We start from the raw sequence: 21,492 nt of genomic DNA on the forward strand, positions 1-21,492 counted from the left end.
GCCCCTGCCTTACAAACGGTTAGTTTTAACACAAGAGTGGGGGAACAATCGGGTATTGGTGTGATTGCGTTTAACGACAAAAACGGTTACCATTCTCAAGTAGGAGGAAAATTATCGTATGCACACCACATTCAATTTTCCAGATCGTATTACGATTTGAATATGTTGTCTTTTGGTATGAGCGCGGGTATGGTTCAAACGACTTTGGATCAGAGTAAGTTCGGTGGATTTGATCCGATTATCACAGGGGGTATGGAACAGAAAGATTCGTACTTTAATGTAGATTTTGGAGCGTCGTATCAGTACTTTGAGTTTTATACACACTTTACCGTGAAGAATGCCATGTCTAGTAAACGCGATATGTATACGGATATTGAGAGTGATAATATGCGTAAGTTTTTATGGTCTGCGGGTTATATGTTTGGAACGGAGAGCCGCAGTGGCTTTAGTTATGAGCCGTCCTTTATGATTCAGTATACCGATGAAACACGCGAAAAGTCATTTGATATCAATATGAAGGTATATCAGAAGTTAAACTTCGGACAAGTTTGGGGAGGGGTTTCTTACCGCCGTAATTTGGAAGGAGCCGAATACATCAAAAAGGAGAGCATCTCCAAACAACGCATGCAATACATTACTCCTATAGTGGGAATCAATTATAAGAACTTTATGTTGGCATATACCTACAGCCATCTAACGGGTGATGTCAAATTTGGCAACGGTGGATTTCACCAGTTGACCATCGGTATCAACCTATTCTGCAAACCGGATAAATACGACTGTAATTGTCCTGCAGTTAATTTTTAACTAAAAAAAAATCCCGATATTTATCGGGATTTTTTAATTTATATATTATGCTAATAAAAGCGGTTAATGGAATATCACCTCAAATTGGGGAAGATTGTTATATAGCTGAAAATGCTACGATCGTTGGAGATGTTCGAATTGGTGAAAATTGTAGTATCTGGTTTAATGCGGTACTAAGAGGAGATGTTAACTTTATCCAAATCGGTAATAAAGTAAATGTTCAAGATGGGGCGGTTATACATTGCACTTATCAAAAACATCCAACCATTATCGGAAATAATGTATCGATAGGACACAATGCCATAGTACACGGTTGCACGATACACGATAATGTTTTGATAGGTATGGGAGCAATCGTCATGGACAATTGTGAGATACATAGTAATACAATTATTGCTGCGGGGGCTGTGATCACACAAAACACCGTGGTGGAATCTGGGGCGATTTACGCAGGGGTACCCGCTAAAAAGGTCAAAGACATTGATCAATCAGACTTCGCAGGGGAAATAGAGCGCATTTCGAATAATTACGTCATGTATTCGAGTTGGTTTAAATAGTAAGTGATTCGATACTCGGGATTCGTTGTTCGACTCCCGATTTTCGACTCCCGATTTTCGACTCCCGATTTTCGACTTTAAAAATCCAAATAGTGTACCGCTGATTGATCATTTACGAACATTTTTAACACTTCAATATCTTTGTTGGTGTAAAAAATGTGTGTGCCACTTTGGGGGCTGGTATTGAGTAAGTTCTTCTCCAATAAGATCTTTTGAGTTTGTTTGGCAACGGCTAAACCGGAGTCTATAATGCTAATGTTATCGGGTAGTAGCTTTTTTATTTGGGCAATCAAATACGGATAATGGGTACAGCCCAACACTAGGGTATCGATACCTTTTTCGATCATCGGGTCTAAGTATTGTTTTAGTAGCAGGTTCATCTCTGGATGATCTATCTTTCCGTCTTCGATTAGTTTGACCAAATCGTATCCGATTTGTTCGACAATCACAATATCGGAATACTTTTTAACGGTATTGGAAAACAACTCGCTCGTAATCGTTCCCTTAGTTGCTAATACGCCAATTACAGCGGTTTTAGTTAACAAAGTAGCGGGTTTGATGGCTGGTTCTATACCGATAATTGGAACGTCGTATTTCGAGCGTAATTCAGTGATTGCATTAGTAGTGGCTGTATTACAGGCTACGATAATGAGTTTGCAATCTTGAGACAGTAGATAATCGATGTTTTTATAGGACAGCTCAATAATCTGTTGTTTAGATCGTTGTCCATAAGGGGCATTTTTGCTGTCTGCTAAATAAATGGTGTTCTCGTTGGGAAGAAGTTTATTGACTTCTGTACAAATTGATGTTCCGCCAATTCCAGAATCAAATAATCCTATAGGTTTAGTGTTGTCCATAAACAAATATAAAAAAAAAACTGCTCACAATCGTGAGCAGTTTATATAGTTTAATAAGAATTTGTATTACTTAATTCCCAAGTCTTTTTTAACGTCATCTAACAAGTTTGGTCCATCAGCCATAATTACTCCTGATCCAATTGAAGAGTCTAAAACATATTCAAAACCTTTAGCACGAGCTACTTTTTGAATACTTAATCTTGTTTTCTCAAAAATTGGTTTAGTCAAATCAACTTGTTTCTTTTGGATGTCTTGTTGAGCAGTAGTCTGGAATTGTTGAATTCTTTGTTGAATACTCTCTAGTTCATCAATACGAGTCTTGTTGATAGCATCGCTAGCAGTAGCTGATTCGTCTTGATATTTTTTCATTTTGTTTTGATATTCAGTGATCATATTTCCATAATCCTTTTCATAGCCTTCACTAAGTTTTTTCAACGTAGCATCAGCATTCTTCATATCCGGCATTTGAGCCATTAATTCTTGAACGTCAATATGGGCAGTTTTTGATTGAGCCATAACGTTAGTTTGACTTACTCCAAAAAATACAACCGCTGCAATTAATAAAGATTTCATTTTTTTCATTTTTTTTCGATTTTGGATTTTTATTATATAATTTATTTTGGTTTATTTCATGCTGTTTTTTAGCATTTCTTCTCGAGCTTTTTTAGCGTCTTCTTGTTGTTGTTGTGTGCGTAATCTCTTTTCTTCTTGCATCTTTCGCGATGCCTCTATGGCTGCTTTGCGCTCTTCAAGGGCAATTTCCTTTTTGCGATTGATTTCTTGCTGGATTTTTTCTTGTTGTTGTTTGCGTTCTTCAACAAGCTGTCCCATGTCAACTTTGTTTTTATTTCCAGTTTTATTTAAAGCTTCTTGTTCTCGTTGTTTTTTTAAATCATCGAGCGCTTTTTGCTTTTTATCATTTTCCTCAGCGATTTTTATTTTCTGATCTTCAATTTCCTTTAGACGCTCTTGTTGAAGGCGTTTACGTTGTTCGTCTGCTAGGGCTTTTTGCTCTGCAACCGCTTGTTGTTTAGCTTCCATCTCCGCTTTACGCGTAGCGATCTCTTGTTGACGTTGCTCAGCTAAATCCAATTGCTTTTGTTTTAATGCTGCTGCGTCAATTTTCTGTTGTTCTTTTAATAGGGCTAAGTTTTCAGCCTGTTCTTCTTCCTTAGACTTAGCAAGGCTTTGTGCCGGTTGCGGTGTGTCTTCGGTTTTAGAACTTTTCTTACTTTCTTCAAAGTCTTGTTTTCGTCGAGCTTGTTCATCGCGCTTTTCTCTTCGCAGGTCTGCTTGGTCTTGTGCTTTGTCCATGTCCTCTAATACAGCGACTTCTTTACTGGTTAGATTCTGCCTTTTCTTGGCTCGAGCTAACCGCTGTATTACTTGTTCGCTAATATCGTGCCGTTTTGTTGCAAACAACATAGTCGACTCTGTTCCCTTATCTAAAACATAATCAAACCTCTTGGCATCTGCGATTTCTTGTATCACTGTAAATACCTGATCCTGTATCGGTTTAACCAGCATTATTTTTTGAGTAATCAAGTCGCCATTGGCACCAAATTTTTTTTGTTGGAACTCCAACAACTCATTTTCTAAAAGTGTGACGTTTTCCTCACGTTCCTCAATTAATTCTCGAGTTAACAAGGTGCGCTCTGCATTTAAATTGTCTTTAATTTTTTTGATCTCTGCTTTTTTGGCATCCGCTTCTTTCTTCCAAACGGCAGCTTTTTGCTCTAATTGATTATTTGCTTCAATATACTCCGGTGTTTTTTTGAGTATGTACTCCATATCAATATAGGCAACACGTACACTTGCTCCTTGGGCATAAATACCATAAGAAGTTAAAACAGTCGCGATTGAAGCAAATAATAATTTCATATTTTGTTTGTTTAGTTATACTATATATAGAAACTAAAACTGTTGTCCCAAGATAAAGTGAGGTTGCCATCCACCTTTTTGTATTGTTCCTGGAGGTGCATCAAATCCATATCCATAATCAAATCCTAACATTCCAAACATTGGCATAAATACTCGTACACCTAATCCTGCAGAACGTTGCATTTTAAATGGATTATAATTTTTAAAGGTATCAAAATTGGCTCCTGCTTCAGCAAAAGTTAATAAAAATACCGAGGCACTTGGTTTTAGTGTAATAGGATAACGTAGTTCTAGTGAGAATTTATTGTATACTGTACCACCAATTGACTCTCCAAATTCATTTACAGGAGTAAGTGTTTGATTTTCATAACCTCTTAACTGTATAATTTCTCTACCATCCATAGAAAAGTTAGCCATTCCATCTCCTCCCATATAGAAACGTTCAAATGGAACCAGACCTCTGTTTTGATTATAGGCTCCTAAGAAACCAAATTCTGCAACGGAACGCAATACTAATTTACCATATAAGGTAGTGTACCAATCTCCTTTGAATTTAATCTTATAGTACTCCAACCAGTTGAATTTTTTCTGGTCGATTTTTTCTTGATTCGGTGCTGCATCTAAATAGTTGTCCACCGGTTCTCCTTTTGCATTTAAGAAAGATCCTACAGGAATATCTGCACCGTTTGGCGCTTTCATAGGCTCTGTAGTACGAATCTTATATTCTTCTAAGTCTTTTAGCTTAGCGTAATCTATTTTATTGAAAAGGGAGTATGGAGGCGTAAATTTAGCACTTACACTGAATTCCGAACCGAAGGTTGGGAAAATTGGATCCATACCTCTGTTATCTCTTTTTAACTCTACGGTGTAGGTAAGGTTTCTCGATGATCCATCTCCGAATGTAAACAATCCAGTACGGTAATTATTCAAATCATAGTATTGGAAACTCACCGTATTGTACAACGTAAAATAATCATCTGGAGCAGCCAATTGCTTTCCAACTCCTAGAGAGATTGTTGTGATATTAAAACTTTGATCACGGGTAACATCTCTAGTGTTGTAATTGTATAAAAACTGTTTACTATATGCAAGAGATCCATAGAAACTGATTGGCTTTTTACCACCTAACCACGGTTCTGAGAAACTTAAACTATAGGTTTGGTAGTAAGAACTACCCTGTAAACGCAAAGCCATTTTTTGACCGTCTCCCATTGGGAAAGGTTTATAGGCATCCTTATTAAAAAGGTTTCTTATCGAGAAGTTGTTAAATGATAAACCTAAGGTTCCTATAAAACCACCTCCACCATATCCACCTTGTAATTCTACTTGGCTAGATCCTTTTTCAACTACTTGCCATTCCACATCTACAGTTCCTGAACTAGGATCTGCGTTTTTAATATCTGGATTGATCGCTTGAGCATCGAAAATTTGTAGTTGACCTAAACGACGCATGGTTTCCATTACTGTAGCCTTACTCCAGGTTTGTCCAGGGCGGGTTTTTAAATCTCTATAGATAACGTGATCATGCGTTTTTTCATTACCTGAAACGGTTATATTGTTGAATTTGGCAATCGGACCTTCGATGATTCTGATTTCAAAATCAATTGTATCGTTCGCTGTTCTAACTTCTATAGGGTTTATTCTAGAGAACAAATATCCATTATTTTGATATTGATTGGTAATATCATAAGCATCCGGATTTGATTTGTCTGCAATTCTCTTTTCTAATAGAGTACCGTTGTAAACTTCACCTTTCTCTATTCCTAGAATTCTATTTAATTGGGCATTGGTATAAACCGTATTACCTAAATAACGAATGTCTCCAAAATAGTATTTTCGACCTTCAACAATATTCATGTCGATCGCAATTCGGTTGTTCTTTGGGTTGTAAATTGTCGTATCCATCGTTATACGAGCATCACGATATCCTTTTTCCTTATATTTTTCAACGATTTTCCCTAAATCCTCTTGGTATTTATCTTTGATAAATTTCGAGGATTTTAAAATTCTCATTGGGTTAAGAGGACTTCTTTCTTTAGTTTCCTTCATCGCCTTTTTCAAGTTGGCATCCGTTAAATGCTCATTACCATGAAATTGGATTTTGGAAACCTTTACTTTACTTCCTCTGTCAACGTTTAACACCATGTTTACTGTATTACCAGTAGAGTCTGGAATGGTGTTGATGTTTACTTTGGTGTTGTAAAATCCGTCTTTTTTGTATTTGCTTAAAACATAATTACGCGTAGTGGTAATCAGGTTTTCATTGACGATTTTCCCTTTGATTAATTTGCTTTCCTTAAGAACACTTGCCGCTTTTCCCTTGCGTAAACCTTTTACTTTTACCTCGTTCAAACGGGGCAATTCGTTTAGATTAAGTTCTAAATTGATGGTGTCACCTACGATAGATTTTTCGTAAACGTTGATGTCGCTAAAGAAACCAAGTTTCCATAATTTTTTTACAGCATCAGAGATTTCTTCTCCGGGGATTGTAATGGATTGTCCTTTGCTTAATCCAGCGAAAGTAACCACTGTATGCGAATTGTAATTCACTTTTCCCGACACTTCTACATCCCCTAGGATATAGTGCTTTGGTGCATTTGTTATAGAAATGCTATCTTGAGCGTTTGAGGTAGCACTGAAACTAACAACAAAAAGTGCAAAAAGAGTCTTGATACCTTTTTGAAACATTATAGTATTATTTAATTTGTTCACTTGTTTTTCCAAATCTTCGTTCTCTATTTTGATAACTTAACAACGCTTGACAAAGGTGATCTTGGGTAAAATCAGGCCATAGCACTTCTGTAAAATAAAATTCAGCGTATGCAATTTGCCAAAGTAAGAAATTGCTGATACGCTGTTCGCCACTTGTCCTTATGACAAGGTCTACATCGGGTAAATTATGCGTGTAAAGATGCTCATTAATAATTGATTCATCAATATTGGCTATTGAAATTATATTATTTTTAACTTTCTCGCAGATTTGCTTGGTTGCATTGATTATTTCTTCTCTTGATCCATAGCTTAAAGCCAGTGTCAGTGTCATTTTACTGTTGCTTTTAGTCTTGTCAATAACCTCATTAAGTTCTTTTTGAACAGAACTAGGCAAACTTGATAAATTGCCAATAGCATTGAGGGCGATATCGTGTTTGATAAAAGTTTTAAGTTCTCGTTTTAATGACTTGACCAATAGTTTCATCAAAGAATCAACCTCGAGCTTGGGCCTATTCCAGTTTTCAGTCGAAAAAGCGTATAACGTTAGATTTTTAATTCCCAATTTGGTACAGGTTTCTACCGTCGTACGAACGCTTTTAGCGCCATTTTCGTGACCGATTATTCTCAGAAAACCTTTTTGCTTCGCCCATCTACCGTTTCCATCCATAATAATGGCTAGGTGATTGGGAAGTGATTCGGGATGTAGTTGTTCAATCAAATTCATTAAGGTGTGCAATAACAAGGGTTTTTTCCGAAAGTATAAGTTAAAGTGACGGCACTAAAAAAATACCAGTCTTTATTATTCTTTTTTCCGAAATTATATTGTTCAAAGGCAGTGTCGTTTGCGGCACTACCGTCAAGATTATCTGTAAATGTATATCGTGCACCTACTTCCGCGCTGATGATTAATCGATCACCTATTCGCGCTTTCATACCTCCAATGATAGGAATTGCCATGGACAGGTGTGTGCCGTATTCGTATAATAGTCCTTTTTTAAAATAGAAATCATCATGCTGGAAACCAGCTATTCCACTGTAGAGAAACGGTGTGGCTGCAAATCCAGGTTGATGAAGGTCAAACTCAAAAAAGTTGAATTCCATCCCCAAAGATATTTCTTTTAGATTGTTTTTAAACGAATATCCTCGCTCTTTTCTACTGCCCATATCTGATTTTGCATCATTGGCACTGATTTTCATCTGCGAATAGCTCAGCCTAAAGGAGTGTCGAGGACTTCTATTCCAACGATATACTAGTCCGTATCCCAAGTCCTTTGGAGCGATGAATTGGGTTGACCCAACATCACCTACATAGTTGGCGCCGCCAAAGCTCACGCCAAGCTCATGGATTTGAGCACTCATCGTACTAATGCAAAAAAGCATTAAAAAAGTTGTTAGAGTTCGAGTCATTTTGTTAAAATAGGTTGCAAATATACTAATATAGAGTTTTAAAAATCGTGATATGCGTTTTTTATCTGTTTTTTTTATTCGATATTCTTTTCTAAAACGTTTTTCTAAAACTAAAAGTATAAAATTAACAGGTTAATTTCTTTTGTCTTCGCCCCACAAAAGTTTGTTTCGCAGGGTTTTTAAAAATAACTGCTCTGGAAATTCAACCATATTGATGGTAAACGGTGCTTTTGAAATATGAATTTCAGTTTCGTTGGCAACGGCTTTTGTGCCCGAGTCTAGGGAAACTAGAAATTGAGGCTCTCGACTGGATACCTTTAGCTTGATATGGGTGTCGTCACTGATGATTAAAGGGCGGACATTTAGATTGTGCGGTGCGATAGGAGTGATGATCAAACAAGCCGTCTCGGGCGTGATAATGGGACCACCACAACTCAACGAATATCCCGTTGAACCCGTAGGGGTAGAGATAATAAGTCCATCTGCCCAATACGAGGCTAGATAATCGTCATTGAGATAGGTTTCAATGGTGATCATCGACGTCGTGTCCTTCCGGGATACGGTGATTTCATTAAGCGCGAAGTTCATCTCAAATATATCGCACTGATCGGGTTCGCAATCTAAACTCAATAACGATCGTCTAGAGAGTTTGAAATCATTCGTAAACAATAGCGGCAATAGATCCTCAATGGCATCTTGCTGAACATTGGCTAAAAAACCTAATCGTCCTGCGTTTATACCCAGTATAGGGATGTTTTTGCTTTTGACAAAATTTGCCGCACGCAGTAAGGTGCCATCGCCGCCTATACCAATAAAGAAATTATAAGATTGATCGAGATCTCTTTTTTCACTGAAAGTTTCGTATCGATCTTCTAAAATTTTATTTTCTAAAAGCAGTTGATAGTAACGATCTTCAAAAACTACAGCCGACCCGTGTGATTCTAATACATGCATCATGCGGTCGATAATGTCTTTGGTGATCGTTTGACAACTTTGTCCGTAAATGGCAAATTTCATAAGCAGTTCATGTTTTATTATTGAATAACTGAAATCGTTGTGTGGATTGTTGGTATGTTCGTTCTGTCCAAGTCCTTGACGCACACCTGCGATTAACAGTTGTTTTTTTCTATACCTTTTTCGTTTGTTTCTCTGTTGTAAACGGGAATTCGATCAGGTATAGGGAATTATATATTTAGATACTTGTTTAAATAATTGGAGCGTTCAAGAAGTTCAGTGGTATAGTCGTCCTCTAGGTGTTTTGAAATGATTTCGTAATCATGTCTCCTGAACGCTTGTAAGACTTCATTGATGTTGTCCGAATTGATTTTTAAAATAATCTCAGTCGTGTCTTTTTCGATTTTAGAAAGAAAAAGTCCAAGTAAAGTCGAATTATTACTTTCGACGATATGGCTGATCTCGCTAAAGCTGTATTTTTGACTCTGTTTTTCAAGCGTTAACGTCAGTGCTTTCTCTGCGAAAAATGGAGTTTCCGTAAAAGACTCCAATAAATCTTTAAAAAGATAATAGCCTAAATACTCCTTTTTGCTATTGATGATAGGGACCATATTGGCATCATGCTTGGAACATTGTTCCAGTATGTCAAACCAATTGGCATCTTCGTCAATGGAAAACATTTCGAGATTGTGCCTTAAAACTTCTAAGGTCTGCCCACTTTCTAAAGCGAAAATGTCTTCAGCGAGTAGATTGCCCACATAGATTCCATGGTCAACCAAAGGAAAATGCGAGAGACTATGGGATTCCATAAAAAGCTGAGCCTCTTCCTGGGAAGTAGAAAATTCCATAGCAGGTTCTAACTGTATTGCAGGTGTAAGATCTTTGTTCATGGCTACTGGCTTTTATACCGTGCAAAATAATCAAAAATAAACCAATCGCGCTTCATTATACTTTGTATTTTTGTTTTTAAAATTAATTTTTTATGACAAAATTATCTGTAAACATCAATAAAATAGCAACCTTAAGGAATTCTAGAGGCGGAAATGTCCCGGATTTATTAAAAGTAGCTGCTGATGTTCAGCGATTTGGTGCGCAAGGAATCACGATTCATCCGCGCCCAGATGAAAGACATATTAAATATCAAGACGCAAGAGATCTGGTTTCTGTGGTGCACACGGAATACAATATAGAAGGGAATCCCATGGATCAATTTATGGATTTGGTTTACGAAACGAAACCAACCCAAGTGACCTTGGTGCCCGATGCCGTTGACGCCTTAACGTCAAATGCGGGATGGGATACCATAAAAAATCACGCCTTTCTAAAGGAGGTGATTGCCGAGTGTAAATTGCAAGGAATTAGAACTTCTGTATTTGTAGATCCCATTCTGAAAATGATTGAGGGCGCTCGTGAGATCGGAGCAGATCGAATAGAATTGTATACGGAAGAATTTGCTTTACAATATGGTTTGGGAAATGAAAAAGGAATAATACCTTATGTTCAAGCCGCTGTTTTAGCTGAAGAAATGGGTTTGGGGATTAATGCAGGTCATGATTTAAGTTTGGAGAATATCGCTTTTTTTAAGAGTCATATACCTAATCTTTTGGAGGTTTCCATTGGACATGCTTTAATCGCGGAATCACTGTATTTAGGATTGGAAAATGTCGTAAATATGTATATTAATAAATTGCAATAGAACAACTAGATATGATTTTTTCAAAAATTGAAGGAACGGGGATTCCGTTTGTAATTATACACGGCTACCTCGGTATGTCGGATAACTGGAAGAGCTTTGGTACTCATTTAGCTGAAAAAGGATATGAAGTACATTTGTTGGATATGAGAAACCACGGACGGAGTTTTCATTCGACAGCGTTTACTTATGAAGCAATGGTGGCAGATGTTGAAGAGTACTTTAAAGCCAACGCTATTGCTGAGGCAATAGTTATGGGACATTCAATGGGCGGTAAAGTAGCAATGAATTTTGCAACCCAACATCCACAATATGTGTCCAAATTAATTGTGGTTGATATCAGTCCTAAGTATTATCCGCCTCATCATCAAGACATTTTGGAGGCTCTAAACGCTGTGGATTTTACAACTAAGCCGTCCAGATCTGATGTTGAAGCTATTTTAACTCCTTTTATTCCCGATGCTTCCACCCGATTATTTTTAATGAAAAATTTATATTGGAAAGAGCCGGGACAATTGGCATTTAGATTCAATCTTGAGGCTTTTAATAATGATCCTGAAGCTGTTGGGGAAGCATTGGCCGAAGACGCTATATTTGAAGGGCCTGTATTATTTATAAAGGGAGGTCGTTCGGGGTATATCAAAGAAGGGGATGTCGATTTAATTCAACGTCACTTTCCCAAAGCACAAATAGTAACTATTGGTGATGCTGGACATTGGGTTCATGCAGAGAGTCCAGAGGAATTTCAGCAGCGAGTGATTGAATTTTTGTAATTATAGGAGTTTATCACAAATAAAGTTAAAAAGGGGGCGATTTTTTCGCTCCTTTTGCATTATTATCAATAGTCAAATCCGTCAATCAAAAAAATACTATAAAAAACTTGTGAAATTCGTAAATTATGCTAAATTTGAGAATAACAATAATGCATAATACTAGAAAAATCATGATTAGAAGACTTTTATCAGTAACCTTGTTATCGCTTATGGTGTCTTCCGCTTTCGCTGGGGGATATCGTGTAAGTATGCAAGGACAGAGGCAATTAGCCATGGGACATACCGGTGTGGCTGTGATTGGTAATGCAGAAACAATGTTTTTCAATCCCGCAGGGATGGTATATTTAGAAGATAAGTATAGCTTTTCCGCAGGAGCTACGGCCCTAGTTGCAGATACCAAATTTCAAAATGAAATTTACAATTGGACCAACAGTACAAAAAATGTTGGTACGCCGATGTATTTCTATGGATCGGTAAAACTAAACGATTGGATATCCGCAGGTTTAGCGGTGTATACTCCGTATGGAAGTGCCGTTGATTGGGATAAAGACTGGCAAGGTTCCCACTTAGTTAATAATATCGACCTTAAAGCTTTTTATTTTCAACCTACAGTAGCTTTTAAATTAAGCGATCACTTCAGTTTTGGTGGTGGACCAATCTATGTCAATGGATCGGTTGAGTTTAATAGGAATCTTACTCGAAGCATGACTAATGAGGAAGGGAAGAGAGCGAATGTAACCATCGACGCGAAAAATGTTCACGCTTGGGGGTATACTGCTGGTTTCTTAGTGAGTTTGACAGAAGATTTTAGAATGGGATTGAATTACCGCTCTAAAATTATTATGGAGGCTAAAGACGGCGATGCTAATTTTTATGATTTGCCAGCATTTGCACAATCCACTTATGGGGATACCAAATTTAACGCTAACATGCCTCTGCCGGCAGAGTTAACAGTAGGTATGTCGTATAAAATGGATAAATGGTTATTCGCTTTTGATTATAACAGAACCTATTGGAGAGCTTATGATGCTTTGGTGATTGATTTTGAGGATGCTAAAATCGCGACTTCTGTTAATGCTAGAAATTACAAAGATTCTAGTACGTATCGTTTGGGGTTACAATATACTGCTAACGATAAACTATCACTTAGAGCGGGTTGGTACTATGATGAAAGTCCGGTTCAACAAGGCTTTTTTGCTCCAGAAACACCTAGAAATGATTCACGCGCATATACGGGAGGTTTTACGTATAAATTCGGTAAAAATTTCGGTGTAGATGTGTCACTGGCTTATCTTCATTTTAGTGAAACCAACAGCTCTTACGATCATTTTATTGAAGACGGTACTCCTGTTTCATTTGGAGGAACCTATTTGACAAGTGTGTTTTCTGCCGGTTTGGGATTATCTTATAATTTTTAATTTATAAACGAGAAATGATGAAAAATACCTATAAATATATACTACCTGCTTTGGCTCTAGCCTTGGTAAGTTGTGAGCCGTCTTTTGATAATGAAGTGGATAACAGCAGTTATAGCAAAGGAGAAGCTGATTTTAGTACTTATGTGGCCATTGGAAATTCACTAACAGCTGGATATATGGATGGAACTGTTTTTAAAAGTAGCCAGGAAAACTCTTTTCCGAACATCTTGTCCAAACAGTTTGCAATTGTTGGTGGGGGTGTTTTTACACAACCCAGTTATGCAGATGATACAAATAATTTAGGCGGGTTGACGCTTGGTGGTGTACCGCTGACGGGAACTCGACTAATCATTAATATGGATACTGGAGGACCTGAAAACCTTAAAGGGGTACCTACTATTGAAGTCGGCAAGCTTCAGGCTAAGGCCTACAACAATATGGGTGTACCAGGAGCCAAATCATTTCACTTATTAGCGCCTAATTACGGTAACGTGAATGGTGTGATTACAAAGACAGCCAATCCATATTTTGTGCGTCATGCGACATCCCCTTCGGTTACTGTACTAGAAGATGCGATGAGTTTAAATCCAACTTTTTTCACCAATTGGATTGGTAATAATGATGTATTAGGCTATTCTACTAGTGGAGGAGTTGGTGCTGTTGGAGGAACGGGAGAAAATGATATTACTCCAGTTGCATTTTTTCAGCAAGCCTACGAGAAAATTATAGAAACCTTGACATCGAAAGGGGCAAAAGGTGTCGTAGCAACCATACCAGATGTGACGGCAATTCCTTATTTCACTACAGTGCCTTACAATCCGGTACCTTTACAAGCGGATAATGTTGCCAAGCTAAATGCAGCTTTTGCTCAGTACAATGGTGGGTTAAAACAAGCTTTAGGAGCGGGGCTAATTAAACAAGCAGAGGTAGATAGTCGTACTATTAACTTTGTAGTGGGGAATAATGCCGTAGTTATAGTAGATAAATTTCTTACCGATTTAAAAGGATTAGGACTTCCGTCGTACAGACATGCTACCAAAGAAGACCTATTGACATTGCCATCTCGTACTATTATCGGAACAGTTGTTGGAGGAGATGTTAACATGATCAACGGACTTTCGGTTCCACTAGCGGACCAATGGGTTTTGACCAAAGATGAAGTGGCTATTGCAAGACAAGCGACGACGGACTTTAATAATATTATCAAAGCAACGGCGTCTTCTAAAGGTTTGGCAATCGTGGATATGAATGCTGTATTGAACAAGGCCGTTTCTGGACTCAGAGCAGAAGATGGGCAAATTTATACTGCGGATTATTTTAAGGGTTTAGGTAATTTAAGTACGGTGATGTTTTCTCTTGACGGGGTTCACCTCAATGCACGTGGATATGCTTTTGTCTCTAATGAGATTTTAAAAGTTATAAATTCACACTATAAAGCAAAATTACCTATGGTTAATCCGGCGACTTATCCGGGACCAACTTTGTTGCCGAGTAATAAATAATCGTTAAATTAAAATCTAAAAACAGCGCATATGAACTTTATCATAAGATTATTAGTAACCACTTTGATAGTGGTGATTTTAGCAAATATATTGCCAGGGGTTACAGTCGATGGTTTTACCTCTGGTTTATGGGTGGCCGTAGTAATGGGTATACTGAATATGTTTCTAAAACCCTTATTGGTTTTCCTGACCTTACCTGCAACTATAATTACTTTAGGACTGTTCTTGTTTGTAATTAATGCGGTAATCATCATGTTGTGTTCCTATTTTGTAGGAGGATTTCACGTAAACGGATTTTGGTCTGCGCTACTATTTAGTGTTGTTTTAACGTTTGTTCAGTCAATACTCAATGGTTTTTTAGAAAAAAAACAAGCACAATAAAATAATTTTTTTATTAATTGAAATACAATTAGTTAAAAACTTGGTTGGGTTGCATAAAATTTTTATTTTTGCAACCCAATTTTAGTATGTAAAAAAACACAAAAATGAATATTACAAGAAATAATGTAGACGCTCTTAACGCCATCGTTACTGTTGAGCTTGCAAAAGAAGATTACCAAGGTAAAGTGGATCAAGTATTAGCAAACTATAGAAAAAATGCTAATGTTCCTGGATTCAGAAAAGGTGCTGTACCGATGAGCTTGATTGAAAAGCAATACGGTAAAGCAGTATTGTTTGAAGAGGTGAATAAAGTTTTGCAAGAAAAACTAAACGCTTATTTGGCAGAAGAAAAATTGGATTTACTAGGGAACCCACTTCCTAAAGTAACAGATAACTTTGACTGGGAAGCAGCTACTTTGAAATTTGATTTCGAACTAGGATTGGCTCCAGAGTTTACTGTAGACTTATCGAGTAAAAACAAAATTACTAAATATACTATTGTTGCTGATGATGCTATGCTTGATGAGCAAGTAGAGTACATTCAAAAACAATACGGCAAATTAATTTCTAAGGAAGTTGTTGCTGAAGGTGATGATATGGCAGGAGTTTTTGTAAATGAAGAAGCGGGTATTAATAGTGAAGTTACTATTAATGTTGATGCATTCAGAACTAAAACCAACCAAAAGAAATTTATCGGAAAGAAAGTAGGAGATACTGTAACGGTAAACACCAAGGGGCTTTTTGATGACGACCATAAATTGATGGATTTCTTAAAAGTAGATCACGATGCTGTTCACGGATTGGAAGTAGATGTTGTTTTTACAATCAACGAGATCAATACAACGGAGAAAGCAGAATTGAACCAAGAGCTTTTTGATAAATTGTTTGGAGAAGGTGTAGTCACTACTCTAGATGAGTTGAAAGCTAAAATTAAAGAAGATGCTGAAAAACAGTTTGTAGCTCAAGCAGATCAAAAATTCATGAACGATGTAATCGAGCATGTAATCGAGACTACAAATTTTGACTTACCGGCTACTTTCTTGAAAAAATGGATGCAAACAGCTGGAGAAACTCCATTGACTGCTGAGCAAGCTGAAGAAGAGTACACCAAATCTGAAAAAGGATTGCGTTACCAGTTGATCGAAGGTAAAATTATCGCAGAAAACAATCTTCAAATTAACTTTGAAGAAGTTAAAGCATTTACGACAGATTTAATCAAAAAACAAATGGCTCAATTCGGTCAATTAGAACCGGCTGAAGCAGATGTTGAAAATATTGTTGCTCGAGTAATGTCAAACCAAGAAGAGGTTAGACGTATTTCTGAACAAGTGATGAATGATAAGATGATGGCTTTATTTAGCGAAAAAGTTTCGTTTAAAACTAAAGAAGTTTCTTACAAAGATTTCATGAAAGAAATGTACGGAGAATAATTTCAACTATAATATATTAAGAAAAAACGCCTATCTATCGTATTAGATTAGGCGTTTTTTTTCAATACAGCTTTGGGGGCTTTGTCAAGTAAAAAGGAATTAAATATAGCGAGCTTACTTTGTCCGATTTTAAAAATGGGCCAAAGTAGAAAAACACGAGAGCAGTCGTGACCAAAAAGTTTGGTAAAAGGCTGCGGAGATTCTGCTAAACATTTTGTAAAGCAAAGCGTAAGAAGATTATTTCCAAAAAAAAATAACTATATTTGATGGTCTGTCTCGTAGGAGATCGGCACTTATTTTTGGTTGTATTTAAAAGTTTATAAATTTAAAAGATATTACTATGGACTACGGTAAAGAATTTGAGAAATTCGCCACAAAACATCGTGGAATTAACAGTATGTATTACGATAAAATCGTCGGTAGCATGACACCATATATCATTGAAGAACGTCACATGAATGTTGCTTCGATGGATGTGTTTTCTAGATTGATGATGGATAGAATTATATTTTTAGGAACTGGAGTAGATGACTATGTAGCTAATATTATTCAAGCACAGTTGTTGTTTTTGGAAAGTGTTGATAATGCAAAAGACATCAGTATCTATATCAATTCTCCTGGAGGAAGTGTTTACGCTGGTTTAGGGATTTATGATACCATGCAGTTCATTAAGCCTGATGTAGCGACGATCTGTACGGGAATGGCTGCTTCTATGGGAGCGGTACTTTTATGTGCTGGTGCCGAAGGAAAACGTTCAGCGCTTCCACATTCTAGAGTTATGATTCATCAACCATCAGGTGGAGCTCAAGGTGTAGCAACGGATATGGAGATTAACCTGCGCGAAATGTTAAAATTGAAAGATGAACTATATCAAATTATCTCTGAGCATTCTGGACAAACTTTCGAGAAAGTACATGCAGATAGTGAAAGAGACTATTGGATGATAGCACAAGAAGCCAAAGAGTACGGAATGATTGATGAGGTTTTGGTTCGTTCAAAAAAATAATTAATATAATCAATTAGGAAATATTTAATATGGCGAAAGAGGAAATGAGATGTTCATTTTGTGGTCGACCAAAATCAGAAACAAATATTCTGATAGCGGGTATTGATGCGCATATTTGTGATCGTTGTATTGAACAGGGATATGGTATTGTTTTAGAAGAAAACACTTCGGCTGATCAAGATGGATTATCTCAAGAGGTATTGTTAAAAAAACCGATGGAAATTCGCGCTTTTTTGGATGAATATGTCATTGGACAAGATCAAACTAAAAAGGTTATGTCCGTAGCGGTTTACAACCACTACAAAAGACTGTTACAGGCAAATAATGATGATGATGTTGAAATCGAAAAGAGTAACATCATTATGGTTGGACAAACGGGAACAGGAAAAACCTTAGTAGCTAAAACCATTGCGAGAATGCTTAATGTTCCATTGGCGATTGTCGATGCAACGGTATTGACAGAAGCGGGTTATGTTGGGGAAGATGTAGAAGGAATACTGACAAAGTTGCTACAAGCGGCGGACTACGATGTTGAAAAAGCAGAGCGTGGTATTGTTTTTATCGATGAAATCGACAAGATTGCTCGTAAAAGTGATAACCCATCAATTACTAGAGATGTATCAGGAGAAGGAGTGCAGCAAGCTTTACTTAAATTATTGGAAGGAACTGTAGTTAATGTGCCACCAAAAGGAGGTAGAAAACACCCGGATCAAAAATTCATTGAAGTCAACACCCAAGATATTTTATTTATAGCTGGTGGTGCTTTTGACGGTATTGATAGAATTATCTCTAAACGTCTAAATTTCCAAGCTGTAGGTTATGGAACTTCTAAAGAAGGTGACTTGGTTGATAAAGAAAATTTATTGCAGTACATCACACCAAAAGACATCAAAGATTTTGGATTGATTCCAGAAATTATAGGTCGTTTGCCTGTGCTAACGCATATGGATCCGTTGGATCGAGAAACGCTTAGAGCGATCTTGACACAGCCAAAGAATGCCTTAATCAAACAATATGAAAAATTGTTTAAGATGGATGAGGTTGATTTTACTATTTCCGATGAAGCATTAAATTTTATCGTTGAAAAAGCGTTGGAATACAAACTAGGAGCAAGGGGATTACGTTCGTTATGCGAGGCGATATTGACCGATGCGATGTATGAGTTGCCTAGTAGTGATACTCATGTCTTACACGTAGATGCACACTATGCAGAGCAAGCTTTAAATAAAAACTTACTACAGCGATTGCAGTCTGCATCGTAAGTGAGGAAAAGTAAAACCTAATATTAGTATTTAGGATTTAATATTTAAAACGGGATCTCCTTAAAGAGGTTCCGTTTTTTAATTAAAAAAGAGCTGATTATTATAAATCAACTCTTTTAGAAACTCTCAATCTCATAGCAATTAGATTAAGCCTAAGTCTTTGGATACACTGATGAGATGTACCGTATTTTTTGCATCAAAGTATGTCTTAAGTTTATTAACTCGTTTTTCTACACTACTCAAACTCGAAGTGCTACTGCCTTGTTTTTTGAGATTAGTACTGATTTCGGACTGACTTAATCCTTCTGATAGGTATCTTAGTATCGAAATATCTTCTTCTTGCAGGTCTACCAATTCGGGGTTGTTATACACCTCTTGGATGTTATTGGATAAAACCACTGCATCACTGTTGGTCAGACTTGTTAAAGCAGATTTTAATTCACTAATACTATTTCTACCCTTACTGATAAAAGCATTGATCTTATAATCATCGATCAGTTTCTTTATTGTAGAGAAGCGGTTTTCGATCGAATATACCATCAATTTGATTTCGGGATATTTTTCTTTGACGGTTTGTACTAAAGCTTCCCCACTGCCTATTAAAGTTTCGCGATGATCGGGGGTAAAGGATAAATCCGTGATTAATAAATCAAAAGGAGCATTGTTTAATGCCGCACTTTGTATTTTTAACCAAGCATCATCACAGTATTTGCAATGGAAAACTTCTGCATCGGTCTCTTCTTGAAGCATGGTTACAACACCGAGATTAATGCTGTCGATATCTTCAACTACTAATATTTTTTTAAACATATTTATAAGGGAATCGTTATAAAAATCTTCATTCCTTTGTTGATTTCAATTTCAAATATAAAGCTTCCTTGAATATCTCTGATGCGGTTTTCCGCATTGGTTAAACCGTTTTTAGCAATTAACTTTTCGTTAACAATTCCCGTTCCGTTGTCGGAATAACTGATTTTTAAATGGCGCTTTTGGTACTCAAATTTAAAACTAACCATAGTGGCTTGGCTGTGTTTCTTCATGTTGACCAACAGTTCTTGAATCACCCTATAGAGGGCTATTTTCTTAACTTCAGTAAGTAAATTCCAATCGATGCTATCAATACCTACCGAAACGATTTTAACCTGTTTACCATTGTATTCTTGTAAAATACCTTTAAGGTAATTTGAAAAATCATCACCAAAGCTGATAGCGCCATATTCGGAAGAGATGTTTCTGGTTTTATTATAGGTGTTTTCAAGCTCGTTGAGCAATCGATTTTTGTGGTGATCTGTAGTCACGTCAAAATTCTCCGTAAAAGCTATAATATTGTAAATGTCGTTAGCGAGTTCATCGTGAATTTTTTTAGAAATCTTAGTTTCGGTTAGATAAACCTGTTTGGCTTTTTCTTCTTTATGGCGGCGTCGACTGTTTTTGATAAACCAAAAGACACCTACAACCACGGTGATAAGTATAAAGACAAGAATTTGTCGCCTATTTGTTTCTTTCTGAATATCAAGTTCTTGTTTGGTGGTTTTGGTTTTGAGTTCTAAATTTTCGGCGGTTTCTTTTTGATGGTCGTATTTGATTTTGGCAAACTGGTTTTTGGCTGTTTGCGTGGTTTTTGCAATGCTGTTGGATAAGGTAATGTATTTTTCGGACCAAGTTCGTAGTTCGCTCGGTGAACTGGATTGTAATAATAAACTCAAAGCTTCGAGTTCATCGTCTCGATTTTTTAACTTTTGTGCAAGTTCATACATTTTCATAGCATATTCTCTTGCGGAGCTTGCGTTTCTTTGGATATAGTATTCGGATAGATTGGAATAACTCTCTACTAGACCGTGTTCGTAGTTAAGGGAATCGCGAATATGTAATGCCTGTAGTAAATTAGGTAGACCTTCGTTGGCATCCATCTTAAATTGGCTAATTCCTAGATTATCTAAAGAGCGTGCGTAGTGTATAGGATTTTGTTTTAAAATAGGGGATTGAATAAGGCTGTCGAGTATGTGGATGGCCTTGCTAAATTGACTGTTTTTAAGGTAATTATATCCTATATTATTTTTGAGTATTAACTTACTTAGTTCATCAGTCTCAATCTTTAACGCTTTAGTATAATATTCAATAGCTTTGTCGTAATCGTATAGTTGTCGATAGCACCGTCCAATATTATTGTACAATGCAATTAAATAATATTTTTTGTCAGCTGGAACATATTTAATGGCTTCAGTACATGTTGATTCCGCACCACTAATATCTCCTGAAAAAAGTTGAATTTCTGAAATTCTAATTGAATTGTATGTAAAGTTTGCAGAGTCTTTAAGTACTAAAAGTTCGCGGTTGGATTCTAGGTAGTAGTAATAGGCACTATCATTTATGGATTGATTGATGTATTCTTCAGCTTTGTTTTGGTTAAAATAGGCTGTTTTATTCGCAATGGATGAAGTAGTGGTTGTCTCTTTTTTGCAAGAAATAAAGAGAGTAAGGGAGCATAATAAGACTAATAAAAAAACTAGGATTTCTTTTTTCATTTTTCGAAAGTACTGGTTTTTTGCGAGAAATCAGTAAAGCGTTGAGTTTTAAATTATAACTATTGTTATAGAATAATTTAAAAATAAATCACACAGATTAGTTTTTAAGTAATCTGTGTGATGAGGAATTTAAGTAATCTGCGTGATACAGGATTTATTTCTTTGGAGGGCTTGGTTTTACGGGGATACTACCTTCACCATCACCCATTTCTCTCTTTACTTCTTTGCCTTGATCGTTGTCAGGGGTTTCACACGATACAAACAATCCTGATGCTAATACTAACATTAGTGCACTTAAAATATATAATTTCTTCATTTTTACTTCTA

General features: G+C 36.7%; 21 protein-coding genes. 10 read left to right on the plus strand and 11 right to left on the minus strand.

The window, feature by feature from the left end; all coding sequences use genetic code 11:
* Both L1275_RS16210 and L1275_RS16215 read left to right on the plus strand, forming a co-directional pair.
* Positions 1 to 807 (plus strand): type IX secretion system membrane protein PorP/SprF (locus L1275_RS16210; protein WP_253475926.1); only part of this gene is annotated, 807 nt, incomplete at its 5' end.
* A 47-nt stretch (positions 808 to 854) separates the two neighbouring features.
* A complete protein-coding gene (locus tag L1275_RS16215; protein WP_253475929.1) occupies positions 855 to 1,364 on the plus strand; it encodes a gamma carbonic anhydrase family protein in 510 nt (169 codons plus the stop codon).
* A gap of 77 nt (positions 1,365 to 1,441) precedes the next feature.
* Here the strand turns inward: L1275_RS16215 and murI are convergent, their stop codons facing one another.
* The 8 genes from murI to L1275_RS16255 all read right to left on the minus strand — a co-directional run bounded on the left by murI (position 1,442) and on the right by L1275_RS16255 (position 10,065).
* Positions 1,442 to 2,221: a glutamate racemase gene (murI, locus tag L1275_RS16220; protein WP_253475932.1), complete on the minus strand. Its 780-nt coding sequence runs from the start codon at positions 2,219 to 2,221 to the stop codon at positions 1,442 to 1,444.
* A gap of 66 nt (positions 2,222 to 2,287) precedes the next feature.
* Positions 2,288 to 2,803 carry an OmpH family outer membrane protein gene (locus L1275_RS16225; RefSeq protein ID WP_253475935.1) on the minus strand — a complete coding sequence of 172 codons (516 nt, stop codon included), beginning with the start codon at positions 2,801 to 2,803 and terminating at the stop codon, positions 2,288 to 2,290.
* Between the two features lie 42 nt (positions 2,804 to 2,845).
* The gene (locus tag L1275_RS16230) at positions 2,846 to 4,102 is read right to left on the minus strand and encodes an OmpH family outer membrane protein (protein WP_253475938.1); all 1,257 of its coding nucleotides are present in this window, start codon (positions 4,100 to 4,102) and stop codon (positions 2,846 to 2,848) included.
* 33 nt (positions 4,103 to 4,135) lie between these two features.
* Positions 4,136 to 6,790, minus strand: a complete 2,655-nt coding sequence (locus tag L1275_RS16235) for an outer membrane protein assembly factor (RefSeq protein WP_253475941.1) — start codon at positions 6,788 to 6,790, stop codon at positions 4,136 to 4,138.
* Positions 6,791 to 6,797: 7 nt separating this feature from the next.
* Entirely contained in the window at positions 6,798 to 7,538 is a 741-nt protein-coding gene (locus L1275_RS16240; RefSeq protein WP_253476005.1) for an isoprenyl transferase, read from the minus strand.
* Complete coding sequence (locus L1275_RS16245; RefSeq protein ID WP_371923512.1) at positions 7,538 to 8,194, minus strand: DUF6089 family protein; 657 nt, start codon at positions 8,192 to 8,194, stop codon at positions 7,538 to 7,540. The genes L1275_RS16240 and L1275_RS16245 overlap by 1 nt, the downstream gene beginning before the upstream one ends.
* Positions 8,195 to 8,353: 159 nt before the next feature.
* Positions 8,354 to 9,238 (minus strand): NAD kinase, encoded by an 885-nt coding sequence (locus L1275_RS16250; RefSeq protein ID WP_253475947.1) that lies wholly within the window; start codon positions 9,236 to 9,238, stop codon positions 8,354 to 8,356.
* Between the two features lie 167 nt (positions 9,239 to 9,405).
* Positions 9,406 to 10,065 (minus strand): acetoin utilization protein acuB, encoded by a 660-nt coding sequence (locus L1275_RS16255; RefSeq protein ID WP_253475950.1) that lies wholly within the window; start codon positions 10,063 to 10,065, stop codon positions 9,406 to 9,408.
* Positions 10,066 to 10,157: 92 nt separating this feature from the next.
* Here L1275_RS16255 and L1275_RS16260 point away from each other — a divergent pair, with 92 nt between their 5' ends.
* The 8 genes from L1275_RS16260 to clpX all read left to right on the plus strand — a co-directional run bounded on the left by L1275_RS16260 (position 10,158) and on the right by clpX (position 18,640).
* On the plus strand, positions 10,158 to 10,871 hold the full coding sequence (locus tag L1275_RS16260; RefSeq protein ID WP_253475953.1) for a pyridoxine 5'-phosphate synthase: 714 nt from the start codon (positions 10,158 to 10,160) through the stop codon (positions 10,869 to 10,871).
* An 11-nt stretch (positions 10,872 to 10,882) separates the two neighbouring features.
* Positions 10,883 to 11,641 (plus strand): alpha/beta fold hydrolase, encoded by a 759-nt coding sequence (locus L1275_RS16265; protein ID WP_253475956.1) that lies wholly within the window; start codon positions 10,883 to 10,885, stop codon positions 11,639 to 11,641.
* Positions 11,642 to 11,811: 170 nt separating this feature from the next.
* Positions 11,812 to 13,059 (plus strand): OmpP1/FadL family transporter, encoded by a 1,248-nt coding sequence (locus L1275_RS16270; RefSeq protein WP_253475958.1) that lies wholly within the window; start codon positions 11,812 to 11,814, stop codon positions 13,057 to 13,059.
* A gap of 17 nt (positions 13,060 to 13,076) precedes the next feature.
* Positions 13,077 to 14,561 (plus strand): G-D-S-L family lipolytic protein, encoded by a 1,485-nt coding sequence (locus L1275_RS16275; RefSeq protein WP_253475961.1) that lies wholly within the window; start codon positions 13,077 to 13,079, stop codon positions 14,559 to 14,561.
* A gap of 30 nt (positions 14,562 to 14,591) precedes the next feature.
* The gene (locus tag L1275_RS16280; protein ID WP_253475963.1) at positions 14,592 to 14,942 is read left to right on the plus strand and encodes a phage holin family protein; all 351 of its coding nucleotides are present in this window, start codon (positions 14,592 to 14,594) and stop codon (positions 14,940 to 14,942) included.
* Between the two features lie 104 nt (positions 14,943 to 15,046).
* Complete coding sequence (gene tig, locus L1275_RS16285) at positions 15,047 to 16,372, plus strand: trigger factor (RefSeq protein WP_253475966.1); 1,326 nt, start codon at positions 15,047 to 15,049, stop codon at positions 16,370 to 16,372.
* A 340-nt stretch (positions 16,373 to 16,712) separates the two neighbouring features.
* A complete protein-coding gene (gene clpP, locus L1275_RS16290; protein WP_256499943.1) occupies positions 16,713 to 17,378 on the plus strand; it encodes an ATP-dependent Clp endopeptidase proteolytic subunit ClpP in 666 nt (221 codons plus the stop codon).
* Positions 17,379 to 17,407: 29 nt separating this feature from the next.
* A complete protein-coding gene (gene clpX / locus L1275_RS16295; RefSeq protein WP_253475984.1) occupies positions 17,408 to 18,640 on the plus strand; it encodes an ATP-dependent Clp protease ATP-binding subunit ClpX in 1,233 nt (410 codons plus the stop codon).
* A gap of 141 nt (positions 18,641 to 18,781) precedes the next feature.
* On the opposite strand, the gene L1275_RS16300 is transcribed toward clpX, so the two are convergent.
* The 3 genes from L1275_RS16300 to L1275_RS16535 form a co-directional block, all read right to left on the minus strand.
* On the minus strand, positions 18,782 to 19,450 hold the full coding sequence (locus L1275_RS16300) for a DNA-binding response regulator (protein WP_253475987.1): 669 nt from the start codon (positions 19,448 to 19,450) through the stop codon (positions 18,782 to 18,784).
* Between the two features lie 2 nt (positions 19,451 to 19,452).
* Complete coding sequence (locus L1275_RS16305; RefSeq protein ID WP_253475990.1) at positions 19,453 to 21,165, minus strand: tetratricopeptide repeat protein; 1,713 nt, start codon at positions 21,163 to 21,165, stop codon at positions 19,453 to 19,455.
* A 154-nt stretch (positions 21,166 to 21,319) separates the two neighbouring features.
* A complete protein-coding gene (locus tag L1275_RS16535) occupies positions 21,320 to 21,451 on the minus strand; it encodes a hypothetical protein (RefSeq protein WP_256499945.1) in 132 nt (43 codons plus the stop codon).
* Positions 21,452 to 21,492 lie beyond the last annotated feature (41 nt).

This window comes from Flavobacterium sp. HSC-61S13, assembly GCF_024171535.1.
GTDB lineage: Bacteria > Bacteroidota > Bacteroidia > Flavobacteriales > Flavobacteriaceae > Flavobacterium.